The organism is Arcicella sp. GW458-12-2-14-TSB2 (assembly GCF_059423785.1).
The window spans coordinates 1-18,153 of the sequence record NZ_JBWKYN010000066.1; the positions used below are offsets into that span (position 1 = coordinate 1).

The window sequence follows — 18,153 nt, forward strand, 5'->3', positions numbered from 1 at the left end:
GTATTTTATAAAAAGGAGGTTCTTTTTTTGAAAAAGATGATGATAGAAATGTATTTTTTGAAAAAAAACACTTTTTATGGTTAAAAACCGTCTTTTTTTAAGCTAAAGAGCTCAGGTTTAATATTTTAAGGTTTTATCAGAAAAAATGTGAGTTTTACAAAAACTAGCTATAAAAATTGACAATTAAGATTTTCGTCTTTTTTTTTTACCCTTTCGTCTCATTATCAAAATTTTGTCGTGAAAGGGACATAATTTTAACCCAGAACAATAGAAATATTATTCCTTGACGATAATAAAAATCATTGTTAAGAATCATTACAATGATTAAGAGAAAATGGGGTGTTTTTGATTGTCAGTATTCGTCCATTAAAAGTATCAAAATAGATAAAGCCTTTTGATATCTTGAAAATATTCAATTCGACAAGACGCTCAGTACATGAGCATTTTATATATCTTAATTGAGAAGTTTAAAGAGGTTTCATAGCAAAGCCACTCCGATATTCGGGGTGGCTTTCTTTTTGTGGGCATTTATAAGAAGGGAATCTAAACTATCATCTTATAGAATAACAATATCATCGGCATTAGCCACTTCAAAATTCTGTGTTTTCAGATTAGCTGTTATTATTTCTGAGGATTCTCTGGCGCGAGCAATAGCAATTACATTTTTCTTTTCGTCTATAATTTCAAATACCTCTCCTTTTTCAAAAACACCTATTACTTTTTTGATACCTACTGCCAACAGACTTTTCCTATTTTCAAGGGCCAAACTTGCTCCCGAATCTACCTGTACTTTACCTGCAATAAGACTTCCAGAAGCCAGCCATTTCTGACGAGCATTTAAACTTACTTTTTGTGATGCAAAGCTAGTTCCGTTTTTATTGACCAACGCCTTTAGGATTCCATCTTCTGGCTTCATTCCAAAAATGACAACTTTAGTACCCATACTAGTTGCCAAACGAGTATAGGTTAGTTTTGAAATCATACCTCCTAAGCCCAAAGAAGATTTATCATCATTGGCTAAGCCTAATACCGAAGCATCTACTTTGGCGATGTATGGAATAATATTTTTTTCGGCATCTAGCAATCCTCCTACTGACGTACAAAGCAATAAAGTATCAGCCCCAAAACCCGTAGCGATTAAAGTTGCTAATTCATCGTTATCAGAAAACTTTAATTCTAAATTACTGACAACATCATTTTCATTGGCAATCGGGATTATGCCATTTTTCCAAAGTTCCTGATAGGTCTCTTTTAATTGAAGAAATTGATTCCTATGGGCAAAGTGATGTCTTTCGCACAAACTTTGCGCTACCGTAATACCATACTTTGAAAAATATTGGGTGTATTTTGCTAACAATAGCGGATTCCCGATGGCCGCAGCAGCTTTACGCTCGGCAATGGTTCCTTTATAATTTCCTATAAAACTTTTGCCTGCTCCTACTGCTCCAGAAGAAACCATAACAATCTGATATTCATGATGTAAGATAGAAACTTGGCGAGCTATTTCTTGCAAGATTTCCTCGTTCAATTCTCCAGACTTATGTGTAATTGAAGCCGTTCCGAATTTGATAACAATAATTGGTTTGGACATTTTAAATGTAAGCGGAAATCGCTTATGCTAAATGAGTAATTTATAAACTGAGGTAATACAACCACAAAATTACAACATTCTGAATCTTTAACAATTTAGGTAATAAATTATAGCCAAAAAAATATCTTTACTTTTATGACTTGAATAAATGTTTCAAATCCACATCAGCAAAATCGCAATGCTTCTCTAACGCTTTTTTTAGCGACTTCACATAATCAGCTCTTGAAATTTCAATCGCTCCGAAGCGTCTAACATTATCATTAATAAATTGGGTATCCAACAAAGTAAATCCTTGTGTTTTTAGAATTTCAATTAAATAATGAAACGCTATTTTCGAGCCTTCAGGCTCTTTATAAAACATTGATTCTCCAAAGAAAACTCCTCCAATGGAAACGCCATACAACCCTCCTACGACACGGTTATCAATATACGTTTCCACAGAATGTGCCAATCCCATTTTATTTAAATCGCTGTATGCTTCAATAATTTCTTCAGAAATCCATGTCTCATCATCCCCTTTTCTAGGCATAGCACAATTGCGCATTACTCCTTCAAAATCAGCATTGATTCTAATTTCAAAATGTTTTTTATTCAGTATAGGTTTTAGTGACTTTGGTGGTTTATAGGTATCAATAGGAATAATTGCTCGGGGGTCTGGTGAATACCAATATAAAGTACCATCGGTATCTGCCATCGGGAAAATCCCGTTCATATACCCATAAATCAAATCATCGGCAGTTAGTTTACTCGTATTTATTTTGGGAGAAATAGACATTTTCCTTATTCTTTCTCTTTGTTAACGTTTATAGAATTATTTCTATTTAGTAAAAACTTAAACTCAAAAGTTAGTGTTATATTACTATCAAACTAATAACGCAATTTGCTATATGATATTTCTTGTTATGTGATATCACTATTGATAATCAATTTTAATTAAATAAACTCAATAATCCAAATATAGATGATTATTTACACTCATGCTGATTCATAAAATAAAAGTAGATATCATCAGTAAAAATGTGAGCATCACCCCTTATAAAAAGCACTAAAAAGCGATATTTTGGCTTTTTTCTATTAAGTTTATATAAAATTGAAAAAATATATTGCATCTTAAATTTAGTTTTGGTAAACTTTGCACGATTATTCGTTTTTACTCACTTTCAACTCGGATAACCCATCAACCAAAATGGTTTACGAAGTAAAATTCATATCATATTCGTATTCTCCTATGCCTATTTTTAGGCGTACGTTCTTCCGTAGGGTCTGATCCCTAACGTATTTCTATTTACCCATGTGGTAGAGTTTTTCGACATCCCATTTGTTTTTTTTAATCGATAATTCTTAGGCTTTCATTTCTGAGCCGAGGTTTATTATCACCTTGTTTTTCTAACTAAAAACAATTTCCAAGCTAAGTCTTAAAGTGGAAAAATTATCAGCTTCTGAGGTTTTAACTAACAATTATACTGTTCAGGTTGCTACAACTGAACACTTGCATCTTGCTGAGGCAATTTGCCATGAAATGGAAGAATCTGCAAAAGCTCGTGGTACGGGCATTGCAAAACGTTCTCCAGAATACCTTCGTGACAAAATCAAAGAAGGCAAAGCCATCGTTGCCACCGATTCGGAAGGCGATTTTATTGGTTTTTGTTACGTTGAAACGTGGGAACATGGAAAATTTGTAGCTAATTCTGGATTAATCGTAAAACCAGAATGGAGAAAATATGGCATAGCAAAAGCCGTAAAAGCAAGAGCTTTTGAGCTTTCGAGAACACGTTATCCTGATGCTAAGATTATAGGTATTACTACTTCGTTGGCAGTAATGAAAATAAACTCTGAATTGGGTTACGAACCAACTACTTTTAGTGAATTACCTGTGAACGATGCTTTCTGGAAAGGCTGTCAGTCGTGTGTAAATTACGACGTATTGAGCCGTACAGACCGTAAGCATTGCTTATGTACAGGAATGATTTTCGACCCTGAATGGGAGCGTAAAAAAGCTTTAAAAGAACAAGAAGAGAACCAGTCTAGTACAGAAGTTTCTGAAGAAAATACACATGAAAAATGGAATTTCTTGAAAGACGTAAAAGTATTAGAACGCCTTAAAAACATTAAAGAAAAAATGTTTTTGAAAATGGCTGAGAGAAGAGCATCAAGACAAGTGATGTAGTCAAAATTGTTAATTCGTGATATATATCACAATAAATTATATGTTTTCATAGGCCTAGCCTTTTCCCATTATAAATTTTATAAATTTAACTATTAGCATATCGCCTACAGCGTATTGCTTAGAGCAAAAAATGAGTAAACCAAAAGTAATTCTAGCATTTAGTGGAGGGCTTGATACCTCTTTTTGTGTAAAATATTTAGCAGACGATTGTGGTTATGAAGTACATTCAGCCCTTGTTGATACAGGTGGATTTACCGCTGAGGAGCTAAAGGACATTGAAGCAAAAGCTTATGGATTGGGCGTAACAAGCCACGTAACATTAGATGTAGTTGAAAAATATTACAATGATTGTATCCGCTATATGGTATATGGTAATGTATTGAAAAACAATACTTATCCCCTTTCAGTATCGGCAGAAAGAGTATTCCAAGCGACTGCCGTAGCGGAATATGCGAATAAAATCGGTGCAAAAGCGATTGCTCATGGAAGTACTGGTGCAGGAAACGACCAAGTGCGTTTTGATGTGGTTTTTCAAATCATGGTGCCAGAATGTAAGGTAATTACGCCAATCCGTGATATGAAATTATCGCGTGAAGCGGAAATTGAATATTTAAAAGAAAAAGGCGTTGTTCGCGACTGGACAAAATCTACTTATTCAATCAACAAAGGACTTTGGGGAACATCAGTAGGTGGTAAAGAAACCCTTACTTCTTATGGATATTTACCAGAATCTGCTTGGCCAACACAAGTAACGGCAACAGGTGAAGAAACAGTAAAGTTACATTTCGAAAAAGGACAGTTAGTGGGTATTAATGATGAAACATTAACTCCTGTTCAAGCAATTCGTAAATTGACAGATATTGCTGCTCCTTATGGTGTAGGTCGTGATATCCACGTGGGCGATACAATTATTGGTATTAAAGGAAGAGTTGGCTTTGAAGCGGCTGCCCCTTTATTAATCATCAAAGCGCACCATTTATTAGAAAAACATACGTTAACGAAGCAACAATTATACTGGAAACAAACTTTAGGAGAAACTTACGGAACGATGCTTCACGAAGGGCAATTCTTAGAGCCAGTAATGCGTAATTTCGAGACTTTCTTAGCAGATACTCAATCGAATGTTTCTGGAACAGTACAGATTCATTTGGCTCCATATCGTTATCAATTATTAGGTATTGAATCTAAGTTCGATTTAATGTCTTCTATTTTCGGTTCGTATGGCGAAATGAATAATACTTGGACGGGTGATGATGTTAGAGGGTTCTCTAAAATTGTTTCTAACCAAACAATGATTCATAGAAAAGTTACGGAAGCGGGATTATAGGAGTTTTGAGTTGCGAATGACGAGTTGTGAGTTTATTGAAAATATTGTTACACAACACTTTTTATATAGACTACTTTATTAGAAAATCAAATTATTTCGCTTAGTTAATGTACTTAGTATAGTATTTTCATTAAACCTAAATCAAGGAATAATATGCTCACAGCCATCAAAGGAACTTATGAAAATGGGCAAATCACTTTAGCTGAAAAGCCCATTTCAAACCATAAAATGAATGTAATCGTTACATTTTTGGAGGAGGAGACCATTAAAAAAAATCCAAATAAAAACCGAAAAGCAGGAGGACTTAGCGGTAAAGTATGGATGTCTGAAGATTTCAATGAACCTCTCGAAGATTTAAAAGATTATATGTAATGTAACTCTTATTAGATACTCATACATTGATTTGGTTTTTAGAAGACAACCCTCTGCTGAAAACCAAATCAAAACAACTGATTGAGGACGAAACTAATGATATCTATGTTAGTACTATTAGTTTTTATGAAATGAGTATTAAACTTTCAATTGGAAAACTTGTGCTTCCAGATACCTTGGAATTTACCATTGATAAAACGATTGAAAAAGATATCAAAATTATTGACTTAAATCGACATCACTCCATTTAATATCAGAGCATTCCTCTTCTTCCAGAGCATAGAGACCCTTTTGACAGAATGTTAATAGCTGTTGCTGTTCATGAAGATTTAGTGATTGTATCAGCCGATGAAAAATTCAAAAATTACACCTCGATAATTAATCTTATCGAAGCATAGAAAGTAACTAAAATAGTTCTAAAAATAAAGTATTACAATGACTAGCCATCTACATAAGCATCTTTCTTTTATTATTTTACTAATTATTACGAAGACTGCTTTCTCTCAAGAGATTAGCCTTGATTCATTAGCGAAGCATCATAAAAAAATTGCTATTTTGCCTGTTAAGGTTTTGTATGTGTATAGAACCCTCCCCGAAGGCTTAAAAATTGGAGATGTTAGGAATAAAGAGTATGAAGATGGCTTTTTACTACAGAAGAAATTAAACGACTATTTAAAATTAAAAAAAGAGTTTGTTGCTGTTGAAATACAATCATTTGACGAAACAAATAGTCTTTTAGCTGAAAACGAAATTACACTACAAGATATAAAAGATTTACCTGCTGATTTTATTTGCAAAGTATTGGAAGTTGACGGGATAATTGAGTCTGAAGTTAGACTAATTGCATTTTTAACCAATGAGGAAAAACTTGGTAATGACATGTTATCTGTTGCGACTATCATTGGTGCGGCACTAGTACCAAATGCCATTATAATCAGGAATAAAAATAAAGTTGATAACACTATATTTTCTAACATGAAGGTTTCAGATGGAAATACTGGAGAAATAATTGGAAAGTTTCCTCTATATACTGAAGTAGGAATATTTAATTCCTCAGAAAAAGTAATTGATAGTATATTATGGATAAACTTCAAAAATACTCCTTACTATAAAAAATAACATGATAAAAGTAGGCATAATAGGTGGTGCGGGATATACAGGAGGAGAATTGTTAAGAATCCTGATTCATCACCCAGCAGTAGAAATCGTTTTTGTTAATTCAAAATCACAAGCAGGGAAGCCTGTTTATAGTACCCATACTGATTTATTAGGAGACACTGATTTACTCTTTTCAGACGACCTTCATACAGATATTGATGTGGCTTTTCTTTGCTCAGGACACGGAGAATCCAAAAAGTTCTTGGAAGCAAACCCTTCTTTTAAAAACATTAACATTGTTGATTTAAGCACAGACTATCGTGACCAGTCTGAAGGCTTTGTGTATGGATTAGCGGAGTTACAAAGAGAAAAAATCAAGACGGCAAAACATATCGCCAATCCGGGCTGTTTTGCTACTTCAATCGAGTTGGCTTTGCTACCTTTAGCTGCTGCTGGCATTTTGACGGATGATATTCATATTTCTGCCGTAACGGGTTCAACAGGGGCAGGACAAAGTCTTTCTACTACGAGTCATTTTTCTTGGAGAAGCAATAACATTTCTATTTACAAAGCTTTTACCCATCAACATTTACAAGAAATAGGGATGGTAGTAAATACTTTGCAAAATGGCTTTGACCAAAATTTCAACTTTATTCCTTACCGTGGAAACTTTACGCGTGGGATCATGGCGAATGTTTACACAAGCTTTGATGGGACTTTGGAAGATGCTAAGAAACTATACAAGAAATATTACGAAGCCCATCCTTTTACACACATTAGTGATAAACCTGTGGACGTAAAACAAGTGGTAAATACGAATAAATGCCTTATTTCATTGGAAGTGCACAATGGTAATTTATTGATTTCAAGTGTTATCGATAATTTAACAAAAGGAGCTTCTGGGCAAGCCGTTCAAAACATGAATTTGATGTTTGGCTTAGATGAAAGAACTGGATTAGGCTTAAAATCTGTTGGGTTTTAATAGTGCAAAAAAACATATTATCTGCTGATTTACAACCTCCTACATCTTGAACTTAATTAGTATGCTTCTCGTTAATCTTACTAGTTGATCATTTTCCTGATAATTATATTATTGTCCAAGAACCTTTACTTTAATTAATAAAAAACTTAAAATGTATAAACTTTTTACTGCTTTTTTAGCCACTATATTATTTATATTCTCAAGTTCAGCGCAAGACAAAAAACCATATAGCCGTAAAGGTGAGTATTTTTTCTTCTGGGGATATAATCGTTCGGAATATGCTAATTCCGACATACGATTTAAAGGAATTGGCTATGACTTTACGTTGTACAATGCTACAGCTAAAGACTTACCAATTGCATTTAGTCCGGGTGTTTATTTTGATATTACTAAGTTATCAATTCCTCAATATAATATCCGTTATGGTTATTTTTTTAGTGACCACTGGAGTATTTCAATCGGCTCAGACCACATGAAATATGTAATGGATGATAATCAAACCTTGGAAGTATCAGGGCATATTTCAGCACAGGTATCAGACCCTGCCATTGTTGTAAACCCTGAATATGTCGGAGATTTCAATCATACCCCTAAATTGGTTCGACCAGAAGATTTTTTACATTACGAACATACGGATGGCTTTAATTATTTGCACGTAGAACTTGACCGCTATGACCGAATCTGGAAAGCAAAAAATAATATTCAAGGCGTAGATTGGTTAGTGGGCGTTGGTGCTGGAACCCTTATTCCAAGAACAGATTCACATTTGTTTAGTATTGGCCGAAACAACCACTTCAATTTTGCCGGTTATGGTGTTTCATTGAAAACTGGATTACGCTTTGATTTATCACGAAGGTTTTTCCTCCAGACAGACGTCAAAGGAGGCTTCACAAGACTTAATCATGTTCATACCACTGGAAGAGATTCTGATTCAGCCCAACAAAGCATTTGGTTTGGTGAATTTTATGGTGCTTTAGGCTATAAATTTGGTAAGAATAGGGTGAAATAATGGCTAATAGCTTTAAGCATCGAGCAAAAGTATTAGCATAACTAGATATTTTATTTTTAAACAATAAAAGGCTTTTACTGACAGCTCAAGGCTGACAGCTCGAAGCTTATCGCTAACAATGAATCTTTTTAATGTATATCCACTTTACGACATCACTCCTGTAAAAGCAAAAGGTAGCTACCTTTGGGACAAAAATGGTGTTGAATACCTTGATCTTTACGGAGGGCATGCTGTTATTTCTATTGGTCATGCACATCCATATTATGTTGAAAAACTGACTGAACAATTACAAAACATTGGTTTTTATTCAAACTCAGTCAATATTCCTATTCAAAGCGAATTAGCGGAGAAATTAGGTAAGCTTTCGGGTTGCGAAGAATACGATTTATTCCTTTGTAATTCTGGGGCAGAAGCCAACGAAAATGCGTTGAAAGTAGCTTCTTTCTTCAATGGCAGAAAAAAAGTAATTGCTTTTTCAAAGGCTTTTCATGGTAGAACGGCAGGTGCTGTTGCCGTAACAGATAATAAAGCCATTGTAGCTCCTGTAAACTATGATGAGCACGTTACTTTTTTACCATTCAACGATGCAGCAACGCTTACAGCAAACGTAACGGAAGAAACTTGTGCGGTAATTATTGAAGGTATCCAAGGAGTTGGGGGTATTAATGTTGCAACTGATGAATTTCTAAAAGCCGCTCGTGAGGCTTGTGACAAAACTGGAGCGATTTTAATCTTGGATTCTGTACAATGTGGTTACGGACGTTCGGGTAAGTTCTTTTCACATCAGTTCTCAGGCATCAAACCTGACTTAATCACCACTGCTAAAGGTATGGGGAATGGCTTCCCGATTGGTGGTGTATTTATTGCACCAAAATTCAAAGCTAAACATGGTATGTTAGGTACAACTTTCGGTGGGAATCACCTTGCTTGTGCGGCTGCTGTGGCTGTCTTGGATGTGATGAAGGAAGAAGCTTTGATAGAAAATGCAGCTAAAATGGGCGAATATCTATTTGAAAAACTTAGCAAACTGGAAGGTATCAAAGAATTACGTGGTCGTGGATTAATGATTGGTATTGAGTTTGAACAACCTGTTGATAAAATCAGAGATTCATTATTATTTGACCACCATATTTTCTGTGGATACGCTGGCAAGCATACGTTGCGTTTGTTACCAAGCCTAGCTATTACACAAAAAGAATGTGATACGTTTTTACAAGCCCTAGAAGAAGTTATTTCAGTAGTGGCTTAATTTAATAGAGGCATACATAAAAAGCTGAAATAAGGTATACTATCTTATTTCAGCTTTTTCAATTATAGCCGGATAGCTTTATTATCTTTCACATAAAACTTAGCATTTCTTATTTCTCCTGCTCCTTTAAAAGATGCCCGTAGCCCAACAATCATTCCTAAACTTTGTTTAAAATTACCCTCAAAAGCCAACTTTTGGTTAATAAATATCTTAGCTTCACGGTTTTTTACTTCCATTTTAACATGTATCCAATCAGAAAAATCTACTCCAAAGCCAGATAAATCTAAGGTTTTCCCCTCGTATAGCTCATTACCTAAAACAACATTCAATTCACCAACACATCCTTTGATTGAAAGTGGAATGACATGTGCGCCGTTCATACACATTAAAACTATTTTCGTTTTATGACAAATGCCATCTCCACGATTAAATGTATTTTTAATGTCTGTTTCAAAAACAAAATTATCACTTGGTATCTGTAAATCTTTTTGCACTTTAAAAATACTTACCCAAGGTATATTCTTTTCTAAATCAAATTTTTGTCCCATTAAATCTTCTTCACTAATCGCTATCACATTTTCTTTGGTAGCTTCTTTTTTAGGCAAAAAAACAGGCATAGATTCTTTATCTATTGTCCTTAGCCAACCATCCGTTTCAATATATAAATCATGTTCTTTAACAATCGAATCATTGAGCACCAGTTTAGCTTTATAATAACCTGGTAAATAATAAGTATTCGCAAACTGATGTTTATTTTTATCTACTTTAACACGAAGTTTACTATCCCAGCTTTGTTGTATGAATACGCTATCAGCATTAGAATCTTTAGCATCATAATAAAACAATACAGTATTAGGAACGCCTAAAGTCACGGGCATACTACTAAACAATACTTTACAATAAGTAAGAGGCCTAGATTTATGTTGAAATGCCCAAATACCTAATAATAGGCCAACCATGAAAAAGCCTATGACCCAAAAATATCCTTTTGAAATACTTCTTGGAGGAGTATTCGTAACAACCGCTGTTTTATGAGGAATTTCTTCATTGACATCTATCTTAGGTTGAAAGCCATTTGAAGTAAAAGCTCGCCAATTTTCATAATGAATAAATTGAGCTAAAGCATTCAGTGTCGTCAGATTCGGGGTACTATCATAACGAACTTTTCCCCACAACCTTTTTAAGGTACTATTGCTCAGTGAAACTTTAGTTACTTCAAATATTCTTTCGCTCAGTACATCAAAATCTTGATTTTGCCAGTGTTCGCTATCCCCCCACTCTAATTGTTTTTCAATTAGTTCTTTACATTTATCAATATAAAATTTTTCGTTAATCATTACTAATCAGCGTGATACATTTTGAATAAACTTGAACAAGTGATGAACAAGTAGCTTCAAGAAGTTATAGTCAAATTTGAGGCGATAAATTTACTTATTCACTCAAAAGTACAAAAAAAATGAAAAAGACTATTTTGTTATTGACCTTACTCTTATTGAGTATCCAATTTTTTGCACAAGATAAAGCTACACGCCCTAGCCCTCCTGCACAATTAACCACAAGCATCAACGGGAAGTCCATCGTTATTGATTACAGTCAACCTGCTGTAAATGGACGAGAAATATGGGGGAAACTAGTTCCGTATGGACAAGTATGGCGTGCGGGTGCTAACGAGACAACGGCTTTTACTACTTCAAATGACATAGCAGTAGAAGGCAAAGCATTATCGGCAGGGAAATATGCATTCTTTGTTATTCCAAATGCAAAAGAATGGATTATCATTTTTAACAAAACGATAAAGTGGGGTGCATTCAGTTACAAACAAGATGAGGATGTTTTACGCGTTACTGTACCCGTAAAGAAGGCTAAAAAGTTTTATGAAAGACTCACTTATGAAGTTTCCTCAAAAAATGAAATATCATTGCTTTGGGAAAATGTTAAAGTAAGCTTTAAAATAAAATAAATTATATTTTCACACAGTGAGACGACTTCAATATTTCAAGTCGTCTCACTGTGTGAAAATATAATCTTTATTCTGATAAAACTTTCCAAATAATCTTACTCCAAACAAACGCTTCGTATTGAGAATCAATATTGTTTGACGATTTCTTGTTTATATCATAAAGAGCCAATAGCCGCTCATAGGTTCTTTTATTAGTGTTCGAACTATCTTTCCATCTAAAAACCTCACAATTTTCAGCATCAGTTGCTTCGCCACTGAAATGTCTTGATAATGATATGTAATCAATCTTTTTCATAAAATGGATGAAAACGAAAAAAAACAAACTGTTATAAACTATTGTAAGTTAATTAGATGCTATATATATCAATAGACTTAGTATTAATTAATAAGTAACAAAATTTGAACAAAAATTATTAAAAGTATTATAAATACAATAAGTAAAAAAAAACAATGCCACTGTACAAAATCCTATAGTATAACAGCAACAAATAAGATGATTATCAAATACTTACACCAATAATCATCCAATTATATCTACAAAGTTCACCTCTTATTTAAGGACATATTATGGCACAATACTAACATTTATGAATTGATAGAGCTTATCCAAAATAATTCAGATTTTGATATTAGCCAATAAAGTAATTATTTTGCGTTTCTTTTGGGTTCTATAGAGTCTATCAGAAGGATTAGTATCACATTATAATTTCATTATCAAAAACCTTGTCTTTGATGCTTTGGAGCTGATAGATAGCGAAAATCAATAACTTAATATTTAAAAATGGCATTAATTACCAAAATCAGAGAAAAGTCGGGGATTGCGGCGGCGGCAATCGCCATCAGTTTAATTCTCTTCCTTGTCGGTGGAGACATTTTTCAAGGTCGTTCGAGTTTTTTCGGCTCTCCCAAAGATGTAGTTGGTGAAATCGGAGGAGAAAAAATCAAAAATCAAGATTTTCAAAAGAAAGTTGACGAAATTACGCAACAATACACACAGCAATCGGGTCGTGGTCCTGGAGAACAGGAATTAGCGATGATTCGTGACCAAGTTTGGAACCAGTACATCATGGATTTGGCCTATGGCAAAGAATATGAAGCATTAGGATTAGCGGTTTCTCCTGCTGAATTGGTTGACATGGTACAAGGGACAAACATTCACCCATCTGTTCGTCAGCAATTTACTAATCCTCAGACTGGTCAGTTCGATAAGGGTTACGTTATTCAATTCTTGAAAAATTTCAAATCTTTGCCTCCTGCTCAACAACAAGCTTGGGTAAATTTTGAGAAATCATTGAGCCAAGATCGTTTAAGAACAAAGTATGAAAACCTTTTAAGAATGTCAACATATACTACCAATGTTGAAGCTCAAAAAGACTATACTGCTCAAAATTCAAAAGTGGATGTGCGTTATTTATACGTACCTTTTTATTCAGTAGCGGATTCTACTATTAAAGTAACAGACTCTCAGTTAGAAGACTATTTGTCATCTCATAAAGATTTATTTAAAGGACAAACTACTCGTTCTATTGAATATGTTACTTTCCCAATTATTCCTTCAAAATTAGACACTGCTTCTTTCTACAACGATATCAAACGTTTGGCGAAAGAATTAGCGATTGCTAAAAACGATTCAGCTTTTGCAATGATGAATTCGGACATTAAAACTCCTTATTATTCTACTTTAGCTGAAATTCCAGAAGCAGTAAAAGGACAATTAGCTAATATGACCCCAGGAGGTATTTATGGTCCATTCAAAAATGGCTTAACATACTCTATTTACAAATACGGTGGTATTCAAAAAGATTCATTATTCACAGTTCGTGCTAGCCATATCTTAATCAATGCGCCAAAAGATGCTTCTGATTCTGTAAAAGCGGCTGCTCGTAAACGTGCTGAAGGTATCTTAGCTCAAATTAAAGGTGGTGCAAGCTTTGAAGCAATGGCACAACAATTTGGTACTGATGGAACTGCTCAACAAGGTGGAGATTTAGGTTACTTCAAAAACAATGGTGGAATGGTAAAACCTTTCGAGAACGCAGTTTTTGGTTTCTCTGGAACAGGTTTATTACCAAACATTGTTGAAACTGATTTCGGTTACCATATCGTAAAAGTAACAGAAGCTAAAACGAACACTCGTTATAAATTAGCGGCAATCAACCGTACTATTTCTCCAAGTCAATCTACTATGGACGAAGTTTTACGTAAAGCTGATGCTTTTGCTGTAGCTAACACGACAAAAGCAGCATTTGAGGCAAGCTTGAAAAAAGACAAATCTTTATTGATGCTTCGCGGAGACAGAATCCCTGAAGGAGCTAGTAGTTTCAACAACTTACAGAATGCACGTGATATTGTTCGTTGGGCATTCAACGAGGATACTAAAGTAGGTGATGTTTCAGAAGTATTCCAAAATGATAATCAATATATCGTTGCTTTAGTAACAGGAAGTACTGATAAGGATGAAGTAAAAGTTGATGATTTCAGAGAAGAATTAACAGCAAGAGTAAAAAGCGAATTGAAAGCAGAACAAATTGAGAAAAAGTTAGCTGGTATTTCAGGTACTTTAGAACAAATTGCTCAGAAATATGGTGCAGGTGCTTTAGTTGAAACAGCTACAGACATTACGTTAGCTCAAGGAGTATTAAGTAGTGCAGGTGCTGACCCTACAGCGATTGGTAAAGCATTTGGTTTAAAAGTTGGAAAAAGATCTAAGCCTTTCAAAGGTGAAGGTGGTGTTTTCATCATGGAAACTACTAAGTCTACTCCAGCACCAGCTATTGCAGACTTAACACTTTATAAAAACTCAGCAAAAATGATGGCTGCTCAAAGAACATCATTCTATATCAACGAAGCAATCAAAGAAAATGCTAAAGTTGTTGATAACAGAGCTAAATTCTTTTAGTAGTTATTAAAAATATTCTTTAAAAAGGCACTTCTTCGGGAGTGCTTTTTTTGTGGCTAAACTTCAAAGAGAATCAACATCAGGCCTCTGTAAAGTATACCCTATAGCACCTTATTAAATTTAAGTATTTCAAGATTATATTTACTTATACTTTTAACGACGAAAGTAAAGTTATGGTAATCTCAACGTTTAAAAAATCAGCAATATTTTTATCCTGCATACTTCTATTAGCTTGTGGTAGCACAGAAACACCTGCTGAGCTAGCAACTATTGAAAGTAAACTTCCAGATAAGATTGATTATAATATTCATATCAAACCTATTCTATCAGATAGGTGCTTTAAATGTCATGGGCCTGATAAAAACAAAGTAGAGGCGGGTTTACAATTAACAAATTTTGAAGGGGCTACAGAAAAGCTAAAAAGTGGAAACAGGGCTGTTGTAGAAGGCAATATTGATAAAAGTGAGTTAATTAAAAGAATCCTTTCGCATGACCCTGATATGGTGATGCCTACTCCAAAATCTAATTTAACACTAACAGATGAAGAAAAAGCCTTATTGATAAAATGGGTCAAACAAGGGGCTGAATACAAAGAACACTGGGCTTTTACTGAGATTAAAAAACCAGAAGTGCCAACCGTAAAACACCATGAATGGGTTAAAAATCCTATCGATAATTTTATCCTACAAAAACTAGAAGAACAACATATCAGCCCTTCCCCTCATACTGAAAAAGCTACTTTGCTTCGTAGGGTTTCTATGGATATTACGGGACTACCTCCTACTGTTAAAGAATTAGATGCCTTTTTAAAAGATACTTCTCCGAATGCTTACGAAAAAGTAGTAGATAGGTTATTAAAGTCGCCACATTATGGTGAAAAAATGGGTGTCGAATGGCTAGATATTGCACGCTATGCCGACTCGCACGGTTATCAAGACGATGGCATGAGAAATGCATTCCCTTGGCGTGACTGGGTAATTAATTCATTTAATAAAAACCTGTCTTATGACAAATTTGTCAATTGGCAACTAGCAGGTGATTTATTACCAAACCCTACGCAAGAACAATTGATGGCTACTTGTTTCCTGAGGAATCACCCACAAACACAGGAAGGCGGTGTAGTTGATGAAGAATATCGAACCGAATATGTCATTGACAGGGTAAATACCTTTGGTAAAGCATTTTTAGGCTTAACTGTTGAATGTGCCAGATGCCATGACCATAAATATGACCCAATAGCCCAAAAAGAATTTTATCAATTATCTGCATTTTTTAATAACAACAACGAATCAGGCATTATTCCTTACAATGGCGAAGCTTCACCGACTGTAATGATTCCTACTGCTGATATTCAGGCTAAAATTGATTTTATTAAGAAAAAAATAGCTCCTTTTGAGGAGGCTATTAAACCTACCTATCCAATCTATCGTAAGAATTTTGACCAATGGGTATTAGCTGCCCAAAAAGAACCCTCAAAATTTGCCACAAGCAATAAAGACCTTGTTGCTAATTTCTCTTTTGAGCGTATTATTCCTAAAACAAATAAACGCTTTGATAATAATCTTAAGAAAGAAGTAATTGAGGTAAAAAACATTGCTTATCAAAATACTGCGGTAGATTCTATCGGTGGGTGGATTGCCGGTGATATGGACAGAAGACCCAAGTTTATTAAAGGGAAAGTGGGAAATGGCATTTTATTTAGAGGTGATTGTGGCATTGATTTCCACAGGGCTTTGGATTTTGAAAGAGTACAGCCATTTTCTATAAGTCTCTGGATAAACCCTCTGAAAAAAGGTGAGCATGGTCCCATTTACAATTCTTCTAATGGCGAGTTTGAAGGACAAAGAGGCTACAAGTGTTGGCTATTGTCAGATGGCTCTTTGCAAGTAAGCCTTAGCTATGTTTGGCCTGCTAACTGTATTGATATCATTACGACTGATAAAGTACTTTACAAACAATGGCAAAATATTACGCTTACGTATGACGGAAGCAGTAAAGCATCAGGGGTGAAAATTTATCAAAATGGTCAAGAAATGAAGACGACTGTATTGGTCGATAATTTAAAAAAGTCAATAAAATTTGGCGAACATCATACCAATTGGTCGAGTTTACCTTTTATGATGGGGAAAGAATTTCATGAAACAATGCAAAATTTTGCGGTAGATGAATTAAAAATTTATACGCGTCAATTGTCTCCAATAGAAATACTAGGACTTGCCAAAAACAAAGAACAGGTTTCTGACATTCTGAAAACGCCTCGTAATGAATGGACGGCGACACAAGCGCAACAGCTTTTTGATTATTACAGGCTAAATTTTGACCCTTATTTCTCTGCTTATTCCAGAAACCTTCTACAACTGAGAGAAAAAGAAAATATTTTGGCTACCGACATCAAGGAAGTAATGATAATGAGCGAACGAAAGATTCCACGAAAAACCTTTATACTCAATCGAGGCTCTTACGATGCTCCTTCTACAGAAGTAACTCATGGCGTTATTAATAAATTGCTACCTTTTGATGATGATTTACCCAAAAATAGATTAGGGTTAGCCCAATGGCTTTTAGATGAACGCCATCCGCTTTTTGCAAGGGTTGCGGTGAATCGTTTTTGGCAAAACTACTTTGGCTTTGGTCTTTGCAAAACTTCTGATGATTTTGGAAACCAAGGCGAAATGCCATCACACCCTGCTTTGTTAGATTGGCTGGCTACTACTTTCCGAGAATCTGGCTGGAATATCAAAGCCATGCAAAAATTGATTGTAATGTCTGCTACTTATCAACAGTCTTCAAAAAAGCGTAAAGATTTAATGGAAATAGATTCCGAAAATCGGTTGCTCGCCAGAGGGCCAAGTTATCGTTATGCACATGAGCAAATCAGAGATGCCATTTTAGAAGGCAGTGGTTTGTTGGTGCATAAAATTGGTGGGCCAAGCGTATATCCTTATCAACCGAGTGGCATCTGGGAGGCATTGGCTACTAGAAATGCTACTTCCTATCGTCAGCAACATGGAGATTCATTATATCGCAGAGGATTGTATACTATTTGGAAACGTTCCTCTCCTCCTCCATCCTCAATTACATTTGATGCTCCAGAAAGATACTTCTGTGTAGTAAAACGACAAAAAACATCAACGCCTTTGCAATCGCTAATAATGATGAACGACCCGCAATATAATGAAGCTGCTAGAAAACTAGCGGAAAGAATGATGCGTGAAGGTGGAAATAGTCCAGAAACCAGAATTACTTTTGCCTATAAAGCCATGATTTCGAGGTATCCTCGTCCTACAGAAATCAATGTGCTAAAAGCATTATATCAAGAGGAATTGGCAGATTTGAATAAAAAACCTGCGAGAATAAAGGAACTTTTAAGCGTTGGTGAGTCACCCATTGACCAAACCCTTAATAAAAAAGAATTAGCGGCTAATACTGTATTAGCCATGACGCTCATCAATTTTGATGGCACGCTCATTAAACGATAATCACAAGAATGCCTATACCA

13 protein-coding genes and 1 pseudogene are annotated in these 18,153 nt (G+C 34.9%); 11 read left to right on the forward strand and 3 right to left on the reverse strand.

Features of this window, described 5'->3' with window-relative positions; genetic code table 11:
• Positions 1-556 precede the first annotated feature (556 nt).
• Both proB and aat read right to left on the reverse strand, forming a co-directional pair.
• A complete protein-coding gene (proB, locus tag AC07XN_RS11300; RefSeq protein WP_309912503.1) occupies positions 557-1,591 on the reverse strand; it encodes a glutamate 5-kinase in 1,035 nt (344 codons plus the stop codon).
• Between the two features lie 133 nt (positions 1,592-1,724).
• Complete coding sequence (gene aat / locus AC07XN_RS11305) at positions 1,725-2,366, reverse strand: leucyl/phenylalanyl-tRNA--protein transferase (RefSeq protein WP_494743149.1); 642 nt, start codon at positions 2,364-2,366, stop codon at positions 1,725-1,727.
• Between the two features lie 645 nt (positions 2,367-3,011).
• Between aat and AC07XN_RS11310 the strand changes: the two genes are divergently transcribed.
• The 8 genes and pseudogenes from AC07XN_RS11310 (at position 3,012) to AC07XN_RS11345 (ending at position 9,795) form a co-directional block, all read left to right on the forward strand.
• On the forward strand, positions 3,012-3,758 hold the full coding sequence (locus tag AC07XN_RS11310; RefSeq protein WP_494743150.1) for a GNAT family N-acetyltransferase: 747 nt from the start codon (positions 3,012-3,014) through the stop codon (positions 3,756-3,758).
• A gap of 130 nt (positions 3,759-3,888) precedes the next feature.
• Positions 3,889-5,085 (forward strand): argininosuccinate synthase, encoded by a 1,197-nt coding sequence (argG, locus tag AC07XN_RS11315; RefSeq protein ID WP_309912509.1) that lies wholly within the window; start codon positions 3,889-3,891, stop codon positions 5,083-5,085.
• 153 nt (positions 5,086-5,238) lie between these two features.
• Positions 5,239-5,457, forward strand: a complete 219-nt coding sequence (locus tag AC07XN_RS11320; protein WP_494743151.1) for a DUF2281 domain-containing protein — start codon at positions 5,239-5,241, stop codon at positions 5,455-5,457.
• Positions 5,458-5,477: 20 nt separating this feature from the next.
• Positions 5,478-5,708, forward strand: a pseudogene (locus AC07XN_RS11325) (PIN domain-containing protein); the annotation flags it as partial.
• Positions 5,709-5,892: 184 nt separating this feature from the next.
• A complete protein-coding gene (locus AC07XN_RS11330) occupies positions 5,893-6,576 on the forward strand; it encodes a hypothetical protein (RefSeq protein WP_309912515.1) in 684 nt (227 codons plus the stop codon).
• Between the two features lies 1 nt (position 6,577).
• Positions 6,578-7,537 (forward strand): N-acetyl-gamma-glutamyl-phosphate reductase, encoded by a 960-nt coding sequence (gene argC / locus AC07XN_RS11335; RefSeq protein WP_309912517.1) that lies wholly within the window; start codon positions 6,578-6,580, stop codon positions 7,535-7,537.
• A 151-nt stretch (positions 7,538-7,688) separates the two neighbouring features.
• On the forward strand, positions 7,689-8,546 hold the full coding sequence (locus AC07XN_RS11340; protein WP_309912519.1) for a hypothetical protein: 858 nt from the start codon (positions 7,689-7,691) through the stop codon (positions 8,544-8,546).
• Between the two features lie 118 nt (positions 8,547-8,664).
• On the forward strand, positions 8,665-9,795 hold the full coding sequence (locus AC07XN_RS11345; RefSeq protein WP_494743152.1) for an aspartate aminotransferase family protein: 1,131 nt from the start codon (positions 8,665-8,667) through the stop codon (positions 9,793-9,795).
• Between the two features lie 62 nt (positions 9,796-9,857).
• Here the strand turns inward: AC07XN_RS11345 and AC07XN_RS11350 are convergent, their stop codons facing one another.
• On the reverse strand, positions 9,858-11,132 hold the full coding sequence (locus AC07XN_RS11350; RefSeq protein ID WP_494743153.1) for a hypothetical protein: 1,275 nt from the start codon (positions 11,130-11,132) through the stop codon (positions 9,858-9,860).
• A gap of 119 nt (positions 11,133-11,251) precedes the next feature.
• Between AC07XN_RS11350 and AC07XN_RS11355 the strand changes: the two genes are divergently transcribed.
• The 3 genes from AC07XN_RS11355 to AC07XN_RS11365 all read left to right on the forward strand — a co-directional run bounded on the left by AC07XN_RS11355 (position 11,252) and on the right by AC07XN_RS11365 (position 18,133).
• Positions 11,252-11,755: a DUF2911 domain-containing protein gene (locus tag AC07XN_RS11355; RefSeq protein ID WP_494743154.1), complete on the forward strand. Its 504-nt coding sequence runs from the start codon at positions 11,252-11,254 to the stop codon at positions 11,753-11,755.
• 781 nt (positions 11,756-12,536) lie between these two features.
• Positions 12,537-14,654 (forward strand): peptidylprolyl isomerase, encoded by a 2,118-nt coding sequence (locus AC07XN_RS11360; RefSeq protein ID WP_309912528.1) that lies wholly within the window; start codon positions 12,537-12,539, stop codon positions 14,652-14,654.
• A 173-nt stretch (positions 14,655-14,827) separates the two neighbouring features.
• Complete coding sequence (locus AC07XN_RS11365; protein WP_494743155.1) at positions 14,828-18,133, forward strand: DUF1553 domain-containing protein; 3,306 nt, start codon at positions 14,828-14,830, stop codon at positions 18,131-18,133.
• The last annotated feature ends 20 nt before the right edge of the window (positions 18,134-18,153 follow it).

Excerpts from the sequence above, each read along its gene's own strand:
- proB (WP_309912503.1), bottom strand. The coding sequence starts at position 1,591 with ATGTCCAAACCAATTATTGTTATCAAATTCGGAACGGCTTCAATTACA.
- aat (WP_494743149.1), bottom strand. The coding sequence starts at position 2,366 with ATGTCTATTTCTCCCAAAATAAATACGAGTAAACTAACTGCCGATGAT.
- argG (WP_309912509.1), top strand. The coding sequence starts at position 3,889 with ATGAGTAAACCAAAAGTAATTCTAGCATTTAGTGGAGGGCTTGATACC.
- AC07XN_RS11320 (WP_494743151.1), top strand. The coding sequence starts at position 5,239 with ATGCTCACAGCCATCAAAGGAACTTATGAAAATGGGCAAATCACTTTA.
- AC07XN_RS11330 (WP_309912515.1), top strand. The coding sequence starts at position 5,893 with ATGACTAGCCATCTACATAAGCATCTTTCTTTTATTATTTTACTAATT.
- argC (WP_309912517.1), top strand. The coding sequence starts at position 6,578 with ATGATAAAAGTAGGCATAATAGGTGGTGCGGGATATACAGGAGGAGAA.
- AC07XN_RS11340 (WP_309912519.1), top strand. The coding sequence starts at position 7,689 with ATGTATAAACTTTTTACTGCTTTTTTAGCCACTATATTATTTATATTC.
- AC07XN_RS11345 (WP_494743152.1), top strand. The coding sequence starts at position 8,665 with ATGAATCTTTTTAATGTATATCCACTTTACGACATCACTCCTGTAAAA.
- AC07XN_RS11350 (WP_494743153.1), bottom strand. The coding sequence starts at position 11,132 with ATGATTAACGAAAAATTTTATATTGATAAATGTAAAGAACTAATTGAA.
- AC07XN_RS11355 (WP_494743154.1), top strand. The coding sequence starts at position 11,252 with ATGAAAAAGACTATTTTGTTATTGACCTTACTCTTATTGAGTATCCAA.
- AC07XN_RS11360 (WP_309912528.1), top strand. The coding sequence starts at position 12,537 with ATGGCATTAATTACCAAAATCAGAGAAAAGTCGGGGATTGCGGCGGCG.
- AC07XN_RS11365 (WP_494743155.1), top strand. The coding sequence starts at position 14,828 with ATGGTAATCTCAACGTTTAAAAAATCAGCAATATTTTTATCCTGCATA.